Origin of the sequence: Sphingobium indicum BiD32, from assembly GCF_000382885.1 — a bacterium.
Classification (GTDB): domain Bacteria; phylum Pseudomonadota; class Alphaproteobacteria; order Sphingomonadales; family Sphingomonadaceae; genus Sphingobium; species Sphingobium japonicum_C.
On record NZ_CAVK010000259.1, the window covers coordinates 1 to 16,542 of the forward strand.

18 protein-coding genes and 1 tRNA gene are annotated in these 16,542 nt (G+C 63.7%); 5 read left to right on the plus strand and 14 right to left on the minus strand.

Annotated elements, in window-relative coordinates:
• Positions 1-167: 167 nt before the first annotated feature.
• Positions 168-437: a 50S ribosomal protein L27 gene (gene rpmA, locus EBBID32_RS22930; RefSeq protein ID WP_006967987.1), complete on the minus strand. Its 270-nt coding sequence runs from the start codon at positions 435-437 to the stop codon at positions 168-170.
• 32 nt (positions 438-469) lie between these two features.
• Positions 470-835: a 50S ribosomal protein L21 gene (gene rplU, locus EBBID32_RS22935; RefSeq protein WP_006967990.1), complete on the minus strand. Its 366-nt coding sequence runs from the start codon at positions 833-835 to the stop codon at positions 470-472.
• A gap of 201 nt (positions 836-1,036) precedes the next feature.
• On the opposite strand from rplU, the gene EBBID32_RS22940 reads away from it, so the two are divergent.
• Together EBBID32_RS22940 and ybaL are read left to right on the plus strand one after the other, a co-directional pair.
• Positions 1,037-1,429 carry a hypothetical protein gene (locus EBBID32_RS22940; RefSeq protein WP_006967994.1) on the plus strand — a complete coding sequence of 131 codons (393 nt, stop codon included), beginning with the start codon at positions 1,037-1,039 and terminating at the stop codon, positions 1,427-1,429.
• Positions 1,430-1,483: 54 nt separating this feature from the next.
• Positions 1,484-3,121, plus strand: coding sequence for a YbaL family putative K(+) efflux transporter (gene ybaL, locus EBBID32_RS22945; protein WP_006967995.1), 1,638 nt, complete (start codon positions 1,484-1,486; stop codon positions 3,119-3,121).
• 127 nt (positions 3,122-3,248) lie between these two features.
• Here the strand turns inward: ybaL and EBBID32_RS22950 are convergent, their stop codons facing one another.
• From EBBID32_RS22950 to EBBID32_RS22990, 9 genes are all read right to left on the minus strand, one after another.
• Entirely contained in the window at positions 3,249-5,039 is a 1,791-nt protein-coding gene (locus EBBID32_RS22950) for a DEAD/DEAH box helicase (RefSeq protein ID WP_037492537.1), read from the minus strand.
• 308 nt (positions 5,040-5,347) lie between these two features.
• The gene (gene rplA, locus EBBID32_RS22955; RefSeq protein WP_006968001.1) at positions 5,348-6,046 is read right to left on the minus strand and encodes a 50S ribosomal protein L1; all 699 of its coding nucleotides are present in this window, start codon (positions 6,044-6,046) and stop codon (positions 5,348-5,350) included.
• Positions 6,047-6,050: 4 nt separating this feature from the next.
• Positions 6,051-6,482 carry a 50S ribosomal protein L11 gene (rplK, locus tag EBBID32_RS22960; RefSeq protein ID WP_006968003.1) on the minus strand — a complete coding sequence of 144 codons (432 nt, stop codon included), beginning with the start codon at positions 6,480-6,482 and terminating at the stop codon, positions 6,051-6,053.
• Positions 6,483-6,727: 245 nt separating this feature from the next.
• Positions 6,728-7,264 (minus strand): transcription termination/antitermination protein NusG, encoded by a 537-nt coding sequence (gene nusG, locus EBBID32_RS22965; RefSeq protein ID WP_006968004.1) that lies wholly within the window; start codon positions 7,262-7,264, stop codon positions 6,728-6,730.
• A 39-nt stretch (positions 7,265-7,303) separates the two neighbouring features.
• The gene (gene secE, locus EBBID32_RS22970) at positions 7,304-7,510 is read right to left on the minus strand and encodes a preprotein translocase subunit SecE (RefSeq protein ID WP_006968006.1); all 207 of its coding nucleotides are present in this window, start codon (positions 7,508-7,510) and stop codon (positions 7,304-7,306) included.
• Between the two features lie 169 nt (positions 7,511-7,679).
• Positions 7,680-7,755, minus strand: a tRNA-Trp gene (locus EBBID32_RS22975).
• 53 nt (positions 7,756-7,808) lie between these two features.
• Complete coding sequence (locus EBBID32_RS22980; protein ID WP_006968008.1) at positions 7,809-8,726, minus strand: YihY/virulence factor BrkB family protein; 918 nt, start codon at positions 8,724-8,726, stop codon at positions 7,809-7,811.
• Positions 8,727-8,803: 77 nt separating this feature from the next.
• Positions 8,804-10,027, minus strand: a complete 1,224-nt coding sequence (locus tag EBBID32_RS22985; RefSeq protein WP_006968010.1) for a dihydroorotase — start codon at positions 10,025-10,027, stop codon at positions 8,804-8,806.
• 118 nt (positions 10,028-10,145) lie between these two features.
• The gene (locus tag EBBID32_RS22990; RefSeq protein ID WP_006968012.1) at positions 10,146-11,141 is read right to left on the minus strand and encodes an aspartate carbamoyltransferase catalytic subunit; all 996 of its coding nucleotides are present in this window, start codon (positions 11,139-11,141) and stop codon (positions 10,146-10,148) included.
• A 134-nt stretch (positions 11,142-11,275) separates the two neighbouring features.
• On the opposite strand from EBBID32_RS22990, the gene EBBID32_RS22995 reads away from it, so the two are divergent.
• Positions 11,276-11,599, plus strand: a complete 324-nt coding sequence (locus EBBID32_RS22995; RefSeq protein WP_006968014.1) for a GIY-YIG nuclease family protein — start codon at positions 11,276-11,278, stop codon at positions 11,597-11,599.
• A 41-nt stretch (positions 11,600-11,640) separates the two neighbouring features.
• Entirely contained in the window at positions 11,641-11,898 is a 258-nt protein-coding gene (locus tag EBBID32_RS23000; protein ID WP_037492535.1) for a hypothetical protein, read from the plus strand.
• A 9-nt stretch (positions 11,899-11,907) separates the two neighbouring features.
• Here EBBID32_RS23000 and EBBID32_RS23005 read toward each other — a convergent pair whose 3' ends face one another.
• The 3 genes from EBBID32_RS23005 to EBBID32_RS23015 all read right to left on the minus strand — a co-directional run bounded on the left by EBBID32_RS23005 (position 11,908) and on the right by EBBID32_RS23015 (position 15,726).
• A complete protein-coding gene (locus EBBID32_RS23005) occupies positions 11,908-13,518 on the minus strand; it encodes a phytoene desaturase family protein (RefSeq protein ID WP_006968021.1) in 1,611 nt (536 codons plus the stop codon).
• Entirely contained in the window at positions 13,515-14,675 is a 1,161-nt protein-coding gene (locus EBBID32_RS23010) for an aromatic ring-hydroxylating oxygenase subunit alpha (RefSeq protein ID WP_006968022.1), read from the minus strand. Before EBBID32_RS23010 ends, EBBID32_RS23005 begins: the two co-directional genes overlap by 4 nt.
• Positions 14,676-14,742: 67 nt before the next feature.
• Positions 14,743-15,726, minus strand: coding sequence for a bile acid:sodium symporter family protein (locus tag EBBID32_RS23015; RefSeq protein ID WP_006968023.1), 984 nt, complete (start codon positions 15,724-15,726; stop codon positions 14,743-14,745).
• A 94-nt stretch (positions 15,727-15,820) separates the two neighbouring features.
• Between EBBID32_RS23015 and EBBID32_RS23020 the strand changes: the two genes are divergently transcribed.
• The gene (locus tag EBBID32_RS23020) at positions 15,821-16,456 is read left to right on the plus strand and encodes an enoyl-CoA hydratase-related protein (RefSeq protein ID WP_037492539.1); all 636 of its coding nucleotides are present in this window, start codon (positions 15,821-15,823) and stop codon (positions 16,454-16,456) included.
• The last annotated feature ends 86 nt before the right edge of the window (positions 16,457-16,542 follow it).

Below are 16,542 nucleotides of genomic sequence, written 5' to 3' on the forward strand. Positions count from 1 at the left end.
TCCCCTGCAAGGGGAGGATGCCTATGGAAACATCATTATCGCCAAACGAAAAAGGGGCGCTCCTTCCATAAGGAGCGCCCCTTTTTCCCTCGAATACCGACAACGCCTAATGGCCCTGTCGGGAGGATCGCCCCATATTGGAGGGACGATCCGTCATCGATCATCCGTTATTCGGCGGCCAGCGCCTGTGCGTCGACCGACACATATTTGCGGCCAAGCTTGCCGCTGTGGAATACCACGCGGCCTTCGCCCAGTGCGAACAGCGTGTGGTCCTTGCCCATGCCGACGTTACGGCCGGGATAGACGCGGGTGCCGCGCTGGCGAATGATGATGTTGCCGCCGATCACTTCCTGACCGCCGAACTTCTTCACGCCAAGGCGCTTCGATTCCGAATCACGACCGTTGCGCGACGAACCGCCAGCTTTCTTATGTGCCATTGTCTAAACTCCTAATTCTGGTCGCGAAGCGTTCAGGCTTCGGCAGCGGCAGGCGCCGCATCGTCGGTCTTGGCAGCGGCCTTCTTGGCCTTCTGCTCCTGCGCGCCGATCGACACGATCCGCAGGATCGTGTGACGCTGGCGATGGCCGTTCTTGCGGCGATAATTATGGCGGCGGCGCTTCTTGAAGACGATGACCTTCTCGCCTTTCGCCTGCGCGATGATCTCGGCTGCGACGGTCAGGCCGGCCACATCCTTCAGGTCGCCGCCTTCACCGGCCAGCAGGACGTCGTCCAGCGTGATCTTGTCACCGGCCTCACCGGCCATTTTCTCGACGACGATCTTGTCTCCGGCGGCGACGCGATATTGCTTGCCGCCTGTGCGCACGATAGCGAACATGGCTTGTCTCTTCTCGTTCAAATCTGCTTTACGCAAATCACCAAAGACATGAAGCCTTAGCCGACCCGCGCGGGAATGTGGCCCGGTAGTGGAATGACTCGGACCTGTCAACCACGATGGGCCGGTTCAGGGGGTGGTTTTCCAACTGCCTTGCCCTATCTATAGCAGGATAAAGGGCCGGATAAAGGAATAGTGACACGCATGACGCGGATGGGAACAGGCAGCGAAGGATTTGCAGGCCAACGCCTGCCGGTCATCGCCGCCCTGTGGACGCTGATTGCTATCACCTTGCTCTCCGCGCTCGCGCCGCTTGGTCCACCGCTCAGCCGGGCTGCGGGGTCGGCGTTCAATCCCGCGACGAGCGATGTGGTGATCAAGGCGCGCGCCCAGCTGGCACCGCAAGCGGTGCAGACCGGGCAGCCGAACGGCGATGGTCCCTCTGCCTTCCACCTGCTGCTGGCAGTCGTGGCGGCTTCTTTGCTGATCTTCTGGCGGCCATGTGCCGTCCCGGCATTTTCTCTCTTGGCGGCGATAGTGCGATCTGGCGCTCGCTCCGGCTCCAGGCTCGCGCGCGCACCCCCTGCCTGTTCCTGACGAATCGACTCCGGCCCGTGTGAGCGGGCCTTCGTTCGGAACAAGGATTTGCTCATGCCCCATCACACGCCCCTGATCGGCACGATCGTTGCCGGTCTTGTCGTCGCCTTCCTCATGGGGGCGATCGCGCATCGCCTCAAACTCTCGCCACTGGTTGGCTATCTCGTCGCCGGGATCATGATCGGTCCCTTCACCCCCGGTTTCGTCGCCGATGCCAGCCTGGCCAATGAACTGGCCGAAATCGGCGTCATCCTGCTGATGTTCGGGGTGGGGCTGCATTTTTCCATGAAAGACCTGCTGTCGGTCAAGCATATCGCCATCCCCGGCGCGCTGGTGCAGATCGCGGTCGCCACCGGCCTTGGCATGGGGCTCGCGCACCTCATGGGCTGGCCGCTGATGGGGGGTATCGTCTTTGGCCTCGCTTTGTCGGTCGCCAGTACGGTCGTGCTGTTGCGGGCGTTGCAGGGCGCTGATCTTGTCGAAACCAGGCGGGGCCGAATCGCGGTCGGCTGGCTGATTGTCGAGGATCTGGTGATGGTCCTCGCGCTGGTCCTGCTGCCCGCGCTCGCCGCCGTCATCAACGACGCGGATTCCGGCGCTGGGGCGGGCGCACTGATCGCGCCGCTGGTCGGCACACTGCTCAAGGTCGCGGGCTTTGTCGCGCTGATGCTGGTGGTCGGGCGACGGGTCATCCCCTGGGCGCTGCACTGGGTCGTCCACACCGGATCGCGCGAATTGTTCCGCCTCGCCGTTCTTGCCATCGCGCTGGGCGTCGCTTTCGGCGCGGCCTATGCGTTCGACGTGTCCTTCGCGCTGGGTGCGTTCTTTGCGGGCATGATCCTGGGTGAAACTCCCTTGAGCCGTCGCGCGACCGAAGAAACGCTCCCCCTGCGCGATGCCTTCGCGGTGCTGTTCTTCGTGTCGGTGGGAATGCTGTTCAATCCCGCAGTACTGGTGCAGCAGCCGCTGCCGCTGCTCGCCACCGTGGCGATCATCATCATCGGCAAGTCGATCGCCGCCTATGCCATTGTCCGCCTGTTCGGGAAGCCCGGCGACACGGCGATGACCATCGCGGTCAGCCTGGCGCAGATCGGCGAATTTTCCTTCATCCTCGCCACGCTGGGGACAGGGCTGGGCGTCCTCCCGGCGGACGCGCGCGACCTGATACTGGCAGGCGCGATCGTCTCGATCTTCCTTAACCCCATCCTCTTCTCGCTGGCCGTGCGCGGCCGCAAGCAGGAGGAGGTCGACGCCGAAGCCGCCCGCGTCGCCGCCGCCCTGCCGCCGATGGGCCATGTCGTGCTGGTCGGCTATGGCCGCGTCGGCAAGCTGATCGCCACCCGCCTGACCCAGCGTGCGGTCCCCTTCGTGGTGATCGAGGGCGATGGGGAGAAGGCCGAGGAGGCGCAAGCCGCCGGACTATCCGTGGTGCGTGGCAATGCGCTGGAGGATCGCCACCTGATCGCCGCCGGGGTCAAGGAAGCGCGCCATCTGCTGATCGCGGTGCCCGAAGGCTTTGAGGGCGGCGCGATCCACGAACATGCGTTCCGCCTGAATCCGCAGCTTGCCGTCATCGCCCGCGCGCATTCAGATGCCGAGGTCGACTATCTGGAGAAATTGGGCGTCCCCCATGTCGTGATGGGCGAACGTGAACTGGCCAGGCGGATGCTCAGCCTGTGCGGGGTAGGGTAAAACAAAATTCCTCCCCTGCAAGGGGACGTGTCGGGCCAAAGGCCAGACGGAGGGGTGTTACCCTATCGATAGGGCGACACCCCTCCGTCATCGCTACGCGATGCCACCTTGCAGGAGGAATGACACGTCAGCCCCGGCTGCGCGGCGGACCCTTGCGGGGACCACCGGCGCCAGCACCCTTGAACGGACGCGGGCTGTGCGGGGCTGCGCCGCCACGCGAAAAATTGCCCGGACCGCCACGGGGCGGGCCGCTGCGGTTGGGACGATCGCCATTGGCCGGGCGCAACTGCTTGCGCTTTTCACGGGCTTCCTCACGCGGGGCGCCATCGACCGGATCGAACAGCACGTCTGCGCCCTCGTCACCCGCTTCGCCGGTGCGGCGGACGGCGGCCAGGAATTTGGACGCGATCGCCTTGGGGATTTCAAACATCGTGTCGTTGGTGGTGATGCGGATCGCGCCAATGTCCCCGCGCGACACATGGCCGCGACGGCAGATCAACGGCAGGATCCAGCGCGGATCGGCATTCTGGTTGCGGCCGATATTCATGCGGAACCACTGGGTATCCTCGAAACCGGGGCGCGGTCCTTCGCGGCGGGCAGGGCTGTCGCTGCCGTCCAGCAGCTCTTCGGGCGCAGGCAGCGCGGCGCGGGCGCTCCGCACCAGCATCGCGGCGATTTCCTTGGCGCTCTTGGCCTCCAGCAATTCGCCGCCCAGCGCCCAGTCGGACTCTTCCAGCTCCATCGGCTCCAGCAGGCGCGCGCGCAGTCGCTCGGCATCCTGCGCGGCGATCGCTTCCTTGGTGGGGGCGGACGTCCATTCGACCGGAATCTTCGCGCCCTTCAGCATCCCTTCCACCCGGCGACGGCGGGGATAGGGAACGATCAGGACGGCGGTGCCCTTCTTGCCCGCACGGCCGGTACGACCGGAGCGATGCTGCATGGTTTCGGCGTCGCGCGGGATTTCGACATGGACCACCAAGGTCAGCGTGGGCAGGTCAATGCCGCGTGCGGCGACGTCAGTGGCGACGCAGACGCGGGCGCGGCGATCCCTTAGAGCCTGCAACGCATGATTGCGTTCATTCTGGCTATGTTCGCCAGACAGGGCGACGGCGGCAAAGCCCCGCTCGGTCAGGCTGGCGTGCAGATGGCGGACATTGTCGCGCGTGGCGCAGAAGAGGATCGCTGTCTCCGCCTCATGGAAGCGCAGCAGGTTGACCACGGCATTTTCAATGTCGGCGGGTGCGACGGTCATCGCCTGATAGCTGATGTCGCCATGGCCGCGATCATTGCCCGCGGACTGAATCTGGAATGCGTCCTTCTGATAACGGCGGGCCAGTGCGACGATCGGCTTGGGCATGGTTGCCGAGAATAGCAGCGTGCGGCGGCCATCGGGGGTGGCATCAAGGATGCCTTCCAGATCTTCGCGAAAGCCCATGTCGAGCATCTCGTCGGCTTCGTCCAGCACGGCGGTCTTGAGCGCCGACAGGTCGAGCGCGCCGCGTTCCAGATGGTCGCGCAGACGGCCTGGCGTGCCGACGACGATATGCGCGCCCTGCGCCAATGCCTTGCGCTCACGCGCCGCGTCCATGCCGCCCACGCAGGTGGCGATGCGCGCGCGTGCGCCGGCATAGAGCCATTCCAGCTCACGGCTGACCTGCAACGCCAGTTCGCGCGTCGGCGCGATCACCAGCGCCAATGGCCACGCAGGAGGCGGCAGGCGGCCTTCCTCGTTCAGCAATTCGCCAGCCATAGCGAGGCCAAAGGCGACGGTCTTGCCCGATCCGGTCTTGGCCGACACGATCATGTCGCGGCCAATCGCTTCAGGTTCGACGACCGACGCCTGCACTTCGGTCAGGCTTTCATAGCCTTTCGTCGTCAGCGCCTGCGCCAGGATGGGGGGGAGATTTTTAAATGCCATGTTGTTGTATTCCATCGGATAATAGCGACCCGCCATATGCCGACGGATACAAAAGACCTGTTCCTTCCGCCCGATCAATCGGACGCCCGGAGCGCAAGGTCGCACGCTCTGGTTCCAGGTTGGAAACCAACCTCCGTTCGCCCTGAGCTTGTCGAAGGGCCGCACTTCTTGAAAAGAAGGACAGGGCTTCGACAGGCTCAGCCCGAACGATTGAGAGGAACGACTTGTTTGCCGTTCCTCAAAACAGGAAAGCCCCCTTCCCCATTTCGCGAGGAAGGAGGCTTGCCTGATTGTCTATAGCGCAAAAATCAGATCGCGGCGACTTCCGCCACATCGACCTTCACGCCCGGACCCATCGAAGAGGACAGGGCGATCTTGCGCACATATTTGCCCTTGGAGCCGGTCGGCTTGGCCTTGACGATCGCATCGACGAAGGCGTCGAAATTGCGACGCAGATCTTCGGCGGTGAAGCTCGACTTGCCCAGGCCTGCATGGATGATTCCCGCCTTTTCGACGCGGAATTCGATCTGGCCACCCTTGGCGGCCTTCACGGCTTCGGCGACGTTCGGGGTCACGGTGCCCAGCTTGGGGTTCGGCATCAGACCCTTGGGGCCCAGAACCTTACCCAGACGACCGACCAGGCCCATCATGTCCGGCGTCGCGATGACGCGCTGGAAATCGATGTTACCGGCCTGGATCGATTCCAGCAGATCCTCTGCACCCACAATGTCGGCACCGGCGTCGAGCGCCTGCTGCGCCTTGTCGTTGCGGGCGAACACGGCGACGCGAACGTCCTTGCCGGTGCCTGCGGGCAGGGTGACGACGCCACGGACCATCTGGTCGGCGTGACGGGGATCGACGCCCAGGTTGATCGCGATTTCGACGCTTTCGTCGAACTTGGCGGTCGCGTGGGTCTTGATCAGGCCCAGCGCTTCGTCAACGCCGTGCAGCTTGTCCTTGTTGATCGCGGCGGCCAGGACTTTCGCCTTTTTGGTCTGCTTTGCCATGGTCTTAGCCCTCCACCACGTCGAGGCCCATCGCGCGAGCGGAGCCTTCGATGATCTTCGTTGCAGCGTCGATGTCGTTCGCGTTCAGGTCAACCATCTTGGCCTGCGCGATTTCGGTCAGCTGGGCGCGGGTGATCTTGCCAGCGACGATCTTGCCCGGTTCCTTGGAACCCGACTTCAGGTTGATCGCCTTCTTGATCAGGAAGGTGGCAGGCGGCTGCTTCATCGTGAAGGTGAAGCTGCGATCCGCATAGACGGTGATGATCGTCGGCAGGGGCGTGCCCTTTTCGACATTGGCCGTCTGCGCGTTGAACGCCTTACAGAATTCCATGATGTTCACGCCGCGCTGACCCAGTGCTGGGCCGATCGGCGGGGCAGGCTTGGCATCTCCAGCGGGCACCTGGAGCTTGATATAGCCCGTAATTTTCTTGGCCATGATGACTCACTCTGTTGCTGGGCGTGCCCGAAAGCGCGCCCGGTTCAAGTTTAGCGGTGCAAACGAAGGCCAAAGCCTTCTCCCGCGCTTATTCCCGGTCACCCGGAAATTCCTTTTTGCCCGTCATTCTAATCCGTCATCCCGACGAAAGTCGGGATCCATTCTCGCTCGGTCTGCATATCCATGCGACGTTGCCCTGAATGGATCCCGGATCAAGTCCGGGATGACGATGACGGCACGTAATCTTACTTCGACAGCTCTACCTGCTCGAAATCCAGTTCCACAGGCGTTGCGCGACCGAAGATCGACACCGACACCTTGACCCGGTTCTTCTCGAAATCCAGTTCCTCGACCGTGCCGTTGAAGCTGGCGAAGGGACCGTCCAGAACCTTGACCGCATCGCCGATTTCGTAATCGACGCTGACCTTGTGCTTGGGGGCGGCTTCGGCCTCCTTGCGGGCGCCGAAATAACGCGCGGCTTCCGATTCGCTGATCGGCTGCGGCTTGCCCATCGACCCCAGGAACCCCGTCACTTTGGGCGTGTTCTTGATCAGGTGATAGATGTCGTCGTTCATGGCCAGCTTGGCCAGGACATAGCCGGGCATGAACTTGCGCTCGACCTGCACCTTCTTGCCGCGCTTCACCTCGGTCACGGTTTCGACAGGCACTTCGACCTGCTCGACCAGCTGCGTCAGGCCCATGCGCTCCGCTTCGGACAGGATCGATTCCTTGACCTTGTTCTCGAAGCCCGAATAGGCGTGGATGATGTACCAGCGCGCCATGTTACCGTTTCAAACTCCCAAAAACCAACGCGGCCATGCTTACGCCTGACCCGCCGCGAGGCCCAGCAACCACTGGACGATCGCGCCGAAGAAAGTGTCGATGCCAAAGAAAAAGAGGCCCAGCAGCGTCGTCATGATGACGACCATCACGCCGGTCATGATCGTTTCGCGACCCGTGGGCCACACGATCTTCGACGCTTCGGTTTTCACCTGATTGACGAATTCGCCGGGGGAAACCTTCGCCATCGCCTGCCTCAAAACCTTTGCACAAACACCAAATCGCGAAGCAATAGTCCGCCCTCCCGTCCCGCCCTTGTGGGCGTCCGGGGGATGCGGCCGCATGGCTTCGCGACACAATTTCGACGGCGCGTCTAGCGGCAAACCTCATGGAAAACAAGGATGCTGCTGGAACGCTTGGCAGGAGTGGAGGGACTCGAACCCACGGCATTCGGTTTTGGAGACCGACGCTCTACCAACTGAGCTACACTCCTGTGCCAGCGAAGGAGGGCGCTTTAGCGTGGCCTGCCGGGCAGGGCAAGCGCGATTATGCAGCTTTTTCTTGGGGCTGTGCGATGGTCGTTTCGGCACTGGTCTGCCGCTCCGCCTCCGCATTGATCTGCGCGCCCAGCAGCACGACATAGGCCGACACGAAGAGCCACAATTGCAGGACCACGACCGCGCCCAGCGACCCGTAAGTCTCGTTGTAATTGCCAAATGTCGCGACATAGAAGGACACGCCTAGCGTCACGATCAGCCAGAAAAGCGTGGCCGTGACCGACCCGACCGTCAGCCATTGCCACTGCGCCTGCCGCCGGTTGGGACCAAAGCGATAGATGAGGCCGAAGATCACACTGGCCAGCAGCCCGGCGCAAATCCAGGTCGCCGCCTTGATCGCGAACAGCACGCCCGGTCCCCATCCGGTCAGGAATTTCTGAATGAGGCCGATCACCGTCGCGGTAAATACGCCTGCCACCACCACCAGCACGGCGGAAAAGGTGATGCCCATCGACACGCGATAAAAGGCGAAGATGCTGCGCCGTTCCTTCTGCCCATAGACGATATTGAGCGCCTCCATGATCGCCGAGGCAGCCCGTGTCGCGCCATAGACCGCAATGGCGAGCGCGGCGGCCAGGCCAAAGCCGATCGCGGGCTTGGCGGTGCTGACGACCCCCAGCAATTGGTCGTTGATGAGTTCTGCCGCATCGGTCGGCACCACCGCGATGATCGCCTGCATATGCCGTCCGACCATCGCCGGATCGCCAAACAGGCCATAGGTCAGCACGATCGCCGCCATCATCGGCGCAATCGACAGAAAGGCGTAATAGGCGACGCCCGCCGCCAGCAAGCCGACATGATTGGCCGACAGCGCGCCATAAACCCGCTTCAAAATCTCCCACCAGGCCCGCGGCGGTATCTTCCACGGCGCATCGACATGCACCTGCTGCGCAACTGGCTGGTTCATCGGCGTCCCCTGTTAGCTATGGGGCAAGCGCATGAAGGGGGAGGGCGGTTCCCGTAAACTAACGGGGAGGGGTGCCTTTACAAAAACACACCGCCCTTCATGATCCGTCGGGCGCGGCCCTGTACCGGCACGCGGTCGAACGGGGTATTGCCCGCCGCCGCCGCCATCTTTGCGCTGTCGACGATCCACGGAGCATCGGGATCGACGAAGATCAGGTCCGCCGCGCCGCCGGGCGCAAAGCTGCCCGCATTGACGCCCAATATCCGCGCCGGATTGGCGCTCAGCAAGGTCATCAGCCGGTTGAGCGACACCTGCCCGTCCCGCACCAGATTGAGCGACAGCGCCAGCAGCGTCTCCGCCCCCGCCATGCCGGGCGAAGCATCCGCGAAGGGCAGGCGCTTGTCCTCGGCCCCGCGCGGATCATGGCTGGATGTGATGACATCGACCGTCCCGTCCGCGACCGCCGCGATGCTCGCCTTGCGGTCATCCTCCGACCGGAGCGGGGGCGACAGACGCGCAAAGGTGCGAAAGTCGGTCACCGCATTGTCGGCCAGGAACAGATAGGCCGGGCTGATGCCGCAACTGACGCGCAACCCTTCGGCCTTCGCCGCGCGAATGAGGTCGAAGCCTGCCTTGGTCGTCACCAGTCGGAAATGAATCGCCGCGCCCGCCTGCCGCGCCAGCATGATGTCGCGCGCGATCGCCATCGCTTCGGCGCAGGCGGGCGCATGGGGCAGGCCCAGCCGGGTCGCCGTCTCGCCGCTTGTCGCCACCGCCTTGCCCGCCAGCCCGCCATCCTCGGCATGGGCGATCACCGTCAGCCCCAGCCCGGACGCATAGGACAAGACCCGCAGCATCACGCCCGAATCGGCGATCCACTGCCGCCCGGTGCCGACCGCCTTCGCGCCCGCCGCCTGCATCATGCCGATTTCGGCCAGTTCCGTGCCCTTGAGGCCGCGTGTCGCCGCCGCGATCGGGTGGACCCAGAAATCGGGCTTCCCCGCCCGCGTCGCCTGCCGGATCAACCCCGCATCGTCCAGCAGCGACGACTGGTCGGGCATCAGCGCCGCGCGGGTGATCCCGCCGAAATGAAAGGCCGGCTTGTCGGTGGCGAATACGCCCAGATCAATGAGACCCGGCGCGACCACCAGTCCCCGCGCGTCGATCGTCTCCGCGTCGGCAGGCACGGCAATATCTCCGGCCGCGACGATCCGGTCGCCCTCGATCAGGATGGAGCCGGAGACCAGCGCATCTCCTGCCGGATCGGCCAGGCGGCCGTTGATGATGGCGAGGGTGGTCATGGAACTACCTCAATTCCGTTCGCCCTGAGCCTGTCGAAGGGCAGTATTTTCTTGTCGGGTGGCGCAAAAGAAGAACAAGGCTTCGACAAGCTCAGCCCGAACGGGGTTGGGACAGCCATCACGCCCACCCCTCCACACCCCGTGCCCCGCGCGTCAGCACGTCCAGGCACGCCATGCGGATCGCCACGCCCATCTCGACCTGCTCGGTGATTGCCGATCGCGTGGGATGGTCCGCCACCACGCTCGAAATCTCCACCCCCCGGTTCATCGGTCCCGGATGCATCACCAGCGCATCGGGCTTGGCCAGCGCCAGCCGTTCGGGCGTCAGACCGTAAAGCATATGATATTCGCGCGCCGACGGGATGAACGCGCCGTCCATCCGCTCATTCTGGAGCCGCAGCATCATCACCACGTCCGCGCCGTCCAGCCCCTGCGCCATGCTGGTAAAGGGCGTCGCGCCCAGCATCTCCACCTCCGGCGGCATCAGCGTCGGCGGTGCCACCGCGCGCACTTGTGCGCCAAGGGCAGCGAGGCACAGCATGTTGGAGCGCGCGACCCGGCTGTGCAGCACATCGCCGCAAATCGCGACGATCAGCCCCTCGAAACTGCCCTTGCGCCGCCGGATGGTCAGCGCGTCCAGCAGCGCCTGGGTCGGATGCTGATGCCAGCCATCGCCTGCATTCAGCACCGGACAGTCCACCTTGTCCGCGATCAGCGCGACCGCGCCCGAACTGGCATGACGGATAACGATGACATCGGCGGCCATGGCATTGAGCGTCATCGCCGTGTCGATCAGCGTCTCGCCCTTCTTCACGCTCGACTGGCCCGCATGCATATTGACGACGTCCGCGCCCAGCCGCTTTCCGGCAATCTCGAACGACAACAAAGTCCGCGTGCTATTCTCGAAGAATGCGTTGATCTGGGTCATCCCCGCCAGCCGGTCGTCATGCTTGCGCGCCCCGCTGCGGTTCGCCCGCGCCCAATGCTCCGCCTCATCCAGCAGAAAACGGATTTCCCAGGGCATCAGGTCCGCAATGGACAGCAAATGCCTGTGCGGAAACAGCGCCCGACCAGTCAGGTCGGACGAAGCGGGCGCGGCGGTCGTTTCGGGCATGGGATGCGCTTTAGGCGAGGGGAGGGGCGAGGGCAAGGCGGAGATGCGGGAGTGCAAGCCCAACATCCGTTCGCCCTGAGCTTGTCGACGGGTCGTTCTTCTGTTCTTCTGCTCCAATGCCCTTCTGGACCTACATGCTGCATTGCGCAGGCGGTTCCTTTTATGTCGGCCATACCGATAATCTGGAACAGCGCATCGGTCAGCATGAACAGGGGATCATAGCCGGTTTCATCAGTGACAAATTGCCGGTGAAGCTGGTTTGGTGCGAATGCTTCACCCAACGCATCGAGGCACTCGAAATGGAGCGCCGCCTGAAAGGCTGGAGCAGGGCCAAGAAAATGGCGCTGATCCGTGGAGACTGGGAGAACATCAGTGCATTGGCGCGAAACAGAAAGGACGACCCTTCGACAGGCTCAGGGCGAACGGAGGAGGGCTTCCCTCTCCCCCCTTCGGGCTGAGCCTGTCGAAGCTTGTCCTTAATCCAAAACCGAGACAGCATATGGCAATTACGATTCTGACACTCACTGACGGGCATTTGTCGTTGGAGTTCGACATCATCGATCTCCCTAATGTCACCGCTGCCATCAGCAAGCATTATGGCGTCCCATCGGTGCGCCGATACCCCGCTTTAGCCGTGTATGCCTTCGGCGGCTGTTCATTCACTTTTCAAAATGAATGGGATGATCCGTGCCTGATTTCCAGTTCATCCGACGGTGACGAAATTCTGAAAAAGCTATGCGCAGAATTGAACGGCTGACAAGTCAGCCTACCCCCGCCGCCACAACCTTCCAAACACCGCCCCGTCCCGCAACACTTCCCGCGCCGCATTATGCCCCGGCGCGCCGGTCACGCCGCCGCCCGGATGCGTGCCCGCGCCGCACATATACAGCCCCTTCACCGGCCCGCGATACGCACCATGACCCAGCACCGGGCGCGCGGCCCACAACTGGTCCAGCGTCATATTGCCGTGCATGATGTCGCCGCCGATCAGGCCGAATTTGCGCTCCAGGTCGAGCGGCGAGTGGATCTGTCGCGCGATCACGCTCCCGGCAAAGCCCGGCGCGGCCGCCTCCACCGTCGCGATGATGCAATCCGCCGCCGCCTCCCGCTCATCGTCCCACGACCGTCCATCGGGCAGTTCCGGCGCGAATTGCTGGCAGAAGAGGCTGGCGACATGGCACCCCTCCGGTGCCAGCGAAGCGTCGATTATGGACGGGATCAGCATCTCGACGATCGGCGCTTTCGACCAGCCATCGCGTTTGGCGTCCATATAGGCCCGGTCCATATAGTCCAGCGTGGGTGCCAATATGATGCCCGACTGGTGATGCTCGCCAACGCCCGGCAAACAGGTGAAATCGGGCAGGGCGCTCAACGCCACATTCATGCGGAACGTCCCCGAACCGGTCTTGAACGCCCTGATCCGCTTGACGAAATCGGCGGGCAGGTCGGCCGGGTCCATCATCCGCTCATAGAGCAGTTTCGGCCCGACATTGGCGATCACCGCCTTGCCCATCACCTCCTCGCCGCTCTCCAGCCGCACGCCGACCGCGCGCGCGCCGTCCACCAGCACGCGCTCCACCGGCGCTTCCAGGCTGATCTCGACGCCCATGGCAGTTACGACCCGCGCCATGATCTGGGTGATCGCCCCCATGCCGCCGACGCTATGGCCCCACGCGCCCTTCTTGCCATTCACCTCGCCAAAGACATGGTGCAGCAGCACATAGGCGCTGCCCGGCGTGTCGGGCGATGCATAATTACCGACCACCGCGTCAAAGCCGAACGCGGCTTTCACCGCGTCACTCTCGAACCAGCTATCGAGGAAGCCGCGCGCCGATTTGGTGAACAGGTCGAGCGCATCGCGTTGCTGCTCGATCGTCAGCCCCGCAATCCGCCGCCCTTGCTTGAGTGCATCGACGATCATCGACAGCCCGTCGCCGACATTGGGCGGAGCCTTCAACGTCATGTCGCGCACTATGTCGGCCACCACCTCCAGCGCCTCATAATAAGCGGGCAGGGCGGCGGCATCCTTCGCGCTGAACCGTGCAAACTCCGCCTGCGTCCGCTCCAGCCCGCCGCCCAGTTTCAGATAACCGCCATCGGGCTGGGGCAGAAAATTGCTGATCGGTCGCTCGATGACGCGGTAGCCTTGGGTCTCCAGCTTCATGTCGGCGATGACCTTGGGATTGAGTAGGCTGACCGTGTAGCTGGCGGTCGAGTTGCGGAAACCGGGGTGAAATTCCTCCGTTACCGCCGCCCCGCCCACGACATTGCGCCGCTCCAGGATGCGGACCTTATAGCCCGCCCGCGCCAGATAGAAGGCGCAGACCAGCCCATTATGCCCCCCGCCGATGATGACGGCGTCGTAGCTTTTGGTCATGCGCTATTACTCCACCCCGCCCCCGGCGCGTGATGCAGCCGCGCCTGCGGAATAACCCCCCGCATCCGACCGCAAAAATGGCGCAGGGCCACTTCGTCCTCGTGCAGCGGCCCGACGGCGAAGCTGTCAGATGCCATTCCCGCCTGCACCCGCGCGACCAGCGCCGTATCCTCGACATTGACCTGCCGATTGATCCGCCAGTTCAGGTAGCGCGCCGCTTTCATCTCTCGCCGGTCGTCCGGCACCACATAGCTGATCTCGCGGATCAGCGTCTGGGTCGGCGATATCGGCAGCCAGGCCATGAAATCGACCTGATCGGGATAGATGTCGAAGGCAAAGTTCGGCCACAGCTTGAAATAGGTCCACAGCCGCTGCCGCTCCGGCGGCAGGTGCGGTACATGGGGCAGGAAATGCTGATAGGCGCGCTCGGACCAGTTGGCCGATGGCCGCTCGACGATCGGCCCCCACATCTTGTCGACATGCTTGCTGGCCTCCACGCCATAGCCATCCCCCATCAACCGTTTGAGACCGGGGTGCGCGACACTGATGTGCAGCCCGTCGGAATAATTGTCGCCGATATTCTTCCAGTTGACCGCGCGTGGCCGCAACGTCACCCGCCCCAGTGCGCGCAGATCGGCGAAGCGATAGGGGGTGATCTCCGCCAGATAGGGTGCCATCATCTGTGCCACCGTCGGCCCGCCATCATCGGCCAGCCGAACGAACAGAAAGCCGTGAAAATCCTCAACCTGCACCGGCGTCAGGCCATGGTCGGCCATGTCCATGGCATAGCCCGCCTTCATCGGCACGCCCGTCAGCCGCCCGTCGCTCTCATAGGTCCAGCCATGATAGGGACAGACCAGCTTCTTGGCGCAACCCGAAGCGCTGTCCAGAATCCGCGCCCCGCGATGGCGGCACACATTGGTGAAGGCCCGCACCGCCCCATCCTCGCCGCGGATGACGACGACGCTTTCGCCGATATAGTCCAGCGTGTGAAAATCGCCGGGGTTGGGAATGTCGCTTGCATGGCAGACGATCTGCCAACTGGGGCGAAAAATGCGTTCGACTTCGGCTGCGAAAAATTCCGGGTCGCTATAGGTCCAGGCTGGCAGGCTCCAGCCCGCATCCGGGTCTGCCCCCTCCATCGCCTGCTCCACCATCCCCGCGCATCCCCCGACGCCGTCGATCAATTTTACGAACGTATAATAAAATCACTGAAAATACCAGCTATATGTGCGGCTCACTGTCGCTTTCCGCCTGCGCCCCGTATCGCCGCGCCAGTACCGCGCAGGCCATCAACTGGATCTGGTGGAACAGCATCACCGGCAACAGGATCGCCCCGACCGCGCTGGCCGGGAACAGCAGCCCCGCCATCGGCACCCCGGTCGCCAGGCTCTTCTTCGACCCACAAAAGACCAGTACGATCCGCTCGGCCCGCGACAGGCCCATCATCCGCCCCAGCCCCCAGGTGAAGAACAGCACAACCGCCAGCAGGACGAAGCAGATACCGGCAAGCACCGTCATCTCGCCCGCCGACACGCTCTGCCACAACCCCTCGACCACCGCCGCGCTGAACGCGGCATAGACCACCAGTAATATCGATCCGCGATCGACCCGCCCGATCATCGCCTTGTGCCGCGCGACAAAGCCGCCGATCCATGGCCGCGCCAGATGGCCGATCAGGAAGGGCAACAACAATTGCAGCACAATCCCCTCGATCGAGGCCAGCGAGATCAGGCCACCGCTGCCCGTCCGCTGCATCAGCAGAGCGACGAGCAGGGGCGTCAGGACGATACCCAGCAGATTGGAGAAGGACGCGCTGACCACTGCGGCGGCGACATTCCCCCGCGCAATCGCGGTAAAGGCGATCGACGATTGCACCGTCGATGGCAGCAAAGTCAGGAACAGCAACCCCGCCCGCATCCCGTCGGGCACCGCGCTGATCTGCTGGCTTACCAGGCCCAGCAGCGGAAAGACGGCAAAGGTCGTCGCCAGCACCGCCAGATGCAGCCGCCACGCCTTTGCCCCGTCCCATATCGCCGCGCGCGACAATTTCGCGCCATGCAGAAAAAACAGCAGCACAATGCCAGCATCCGCCACAGCGCCCGCAACCCGCGCTCCATCGCCCCGCGCTGGCAGCAATGACGCTAGCGCAACCGTGGCAATCAGCAGCAACAGGAAGGGATCGATCAGTTCGCGAAGGCGGGTCATCAGCTAACCTGGGTGGGGAAGGGCGCAAAAAGGGGGATAGACGCCGCCCCATCGTTGAGCCAACAGATTCGCACAAGCAGTCAAGGAGCGGATGGTGAGCGAGTCTATTGCGGTGATCGAGCAGGGCGGCGTGCTGGAAATCCATATCGACCGGCCTGACAAGAAAAATGCGCTGACCGCCGCCATGTATCGCGCGATGACCGCCGCGCTGGCCGATGCCTCCGCCCGCGCCGACATTGGTGTCGTCCTGTTCGCGGGGCGGGGCGACGCCTTTTGCGCGGGCAATGACCTTAGGGACTTCATGGCCGGGCCGGAAGGGGGGGCTGCCGCCTTCGCCTTCATCCGCGCCATCGCCGCCTTCGACAAGCCGCTGGTCGCTGCCGTGCAGGGGCTGGCGGTGGGCGTCGGCACGACCATGCTCTTTCACTGCGACCTGGTCTATGCCGCACCCGACGCGCGCTTCATCATGCCCTTCGTCAATCTGGGCATCGTACCCGAAGCCGGTTCCAGCCTGCTCGCCCACGCCCGCGCAAAGGCGGCCGCGCTGATGGCCAAACCGCCCCAGGCGCTGGCTGCCACCCGTCGCCTGATGAAGGGTGATCCCGCAGCGCTCACTGCCCGGATCGAGGAGGAGGCACGGCTGTTCCAGCAGACCCTCGCTTCGCCTGAAGCGCAGGAAGCCTTCACCGCCTTTTTCGAGAAGCGTGCCCCGGTGTTCAGGCGGGGGTAGCTTAACCCGTCTTTTTACCCAGCCGCAACTCGCTCACAATCACCGCCGCGACGATCAGCACCCCGCCCAGCAGCGCCATCGGCGGC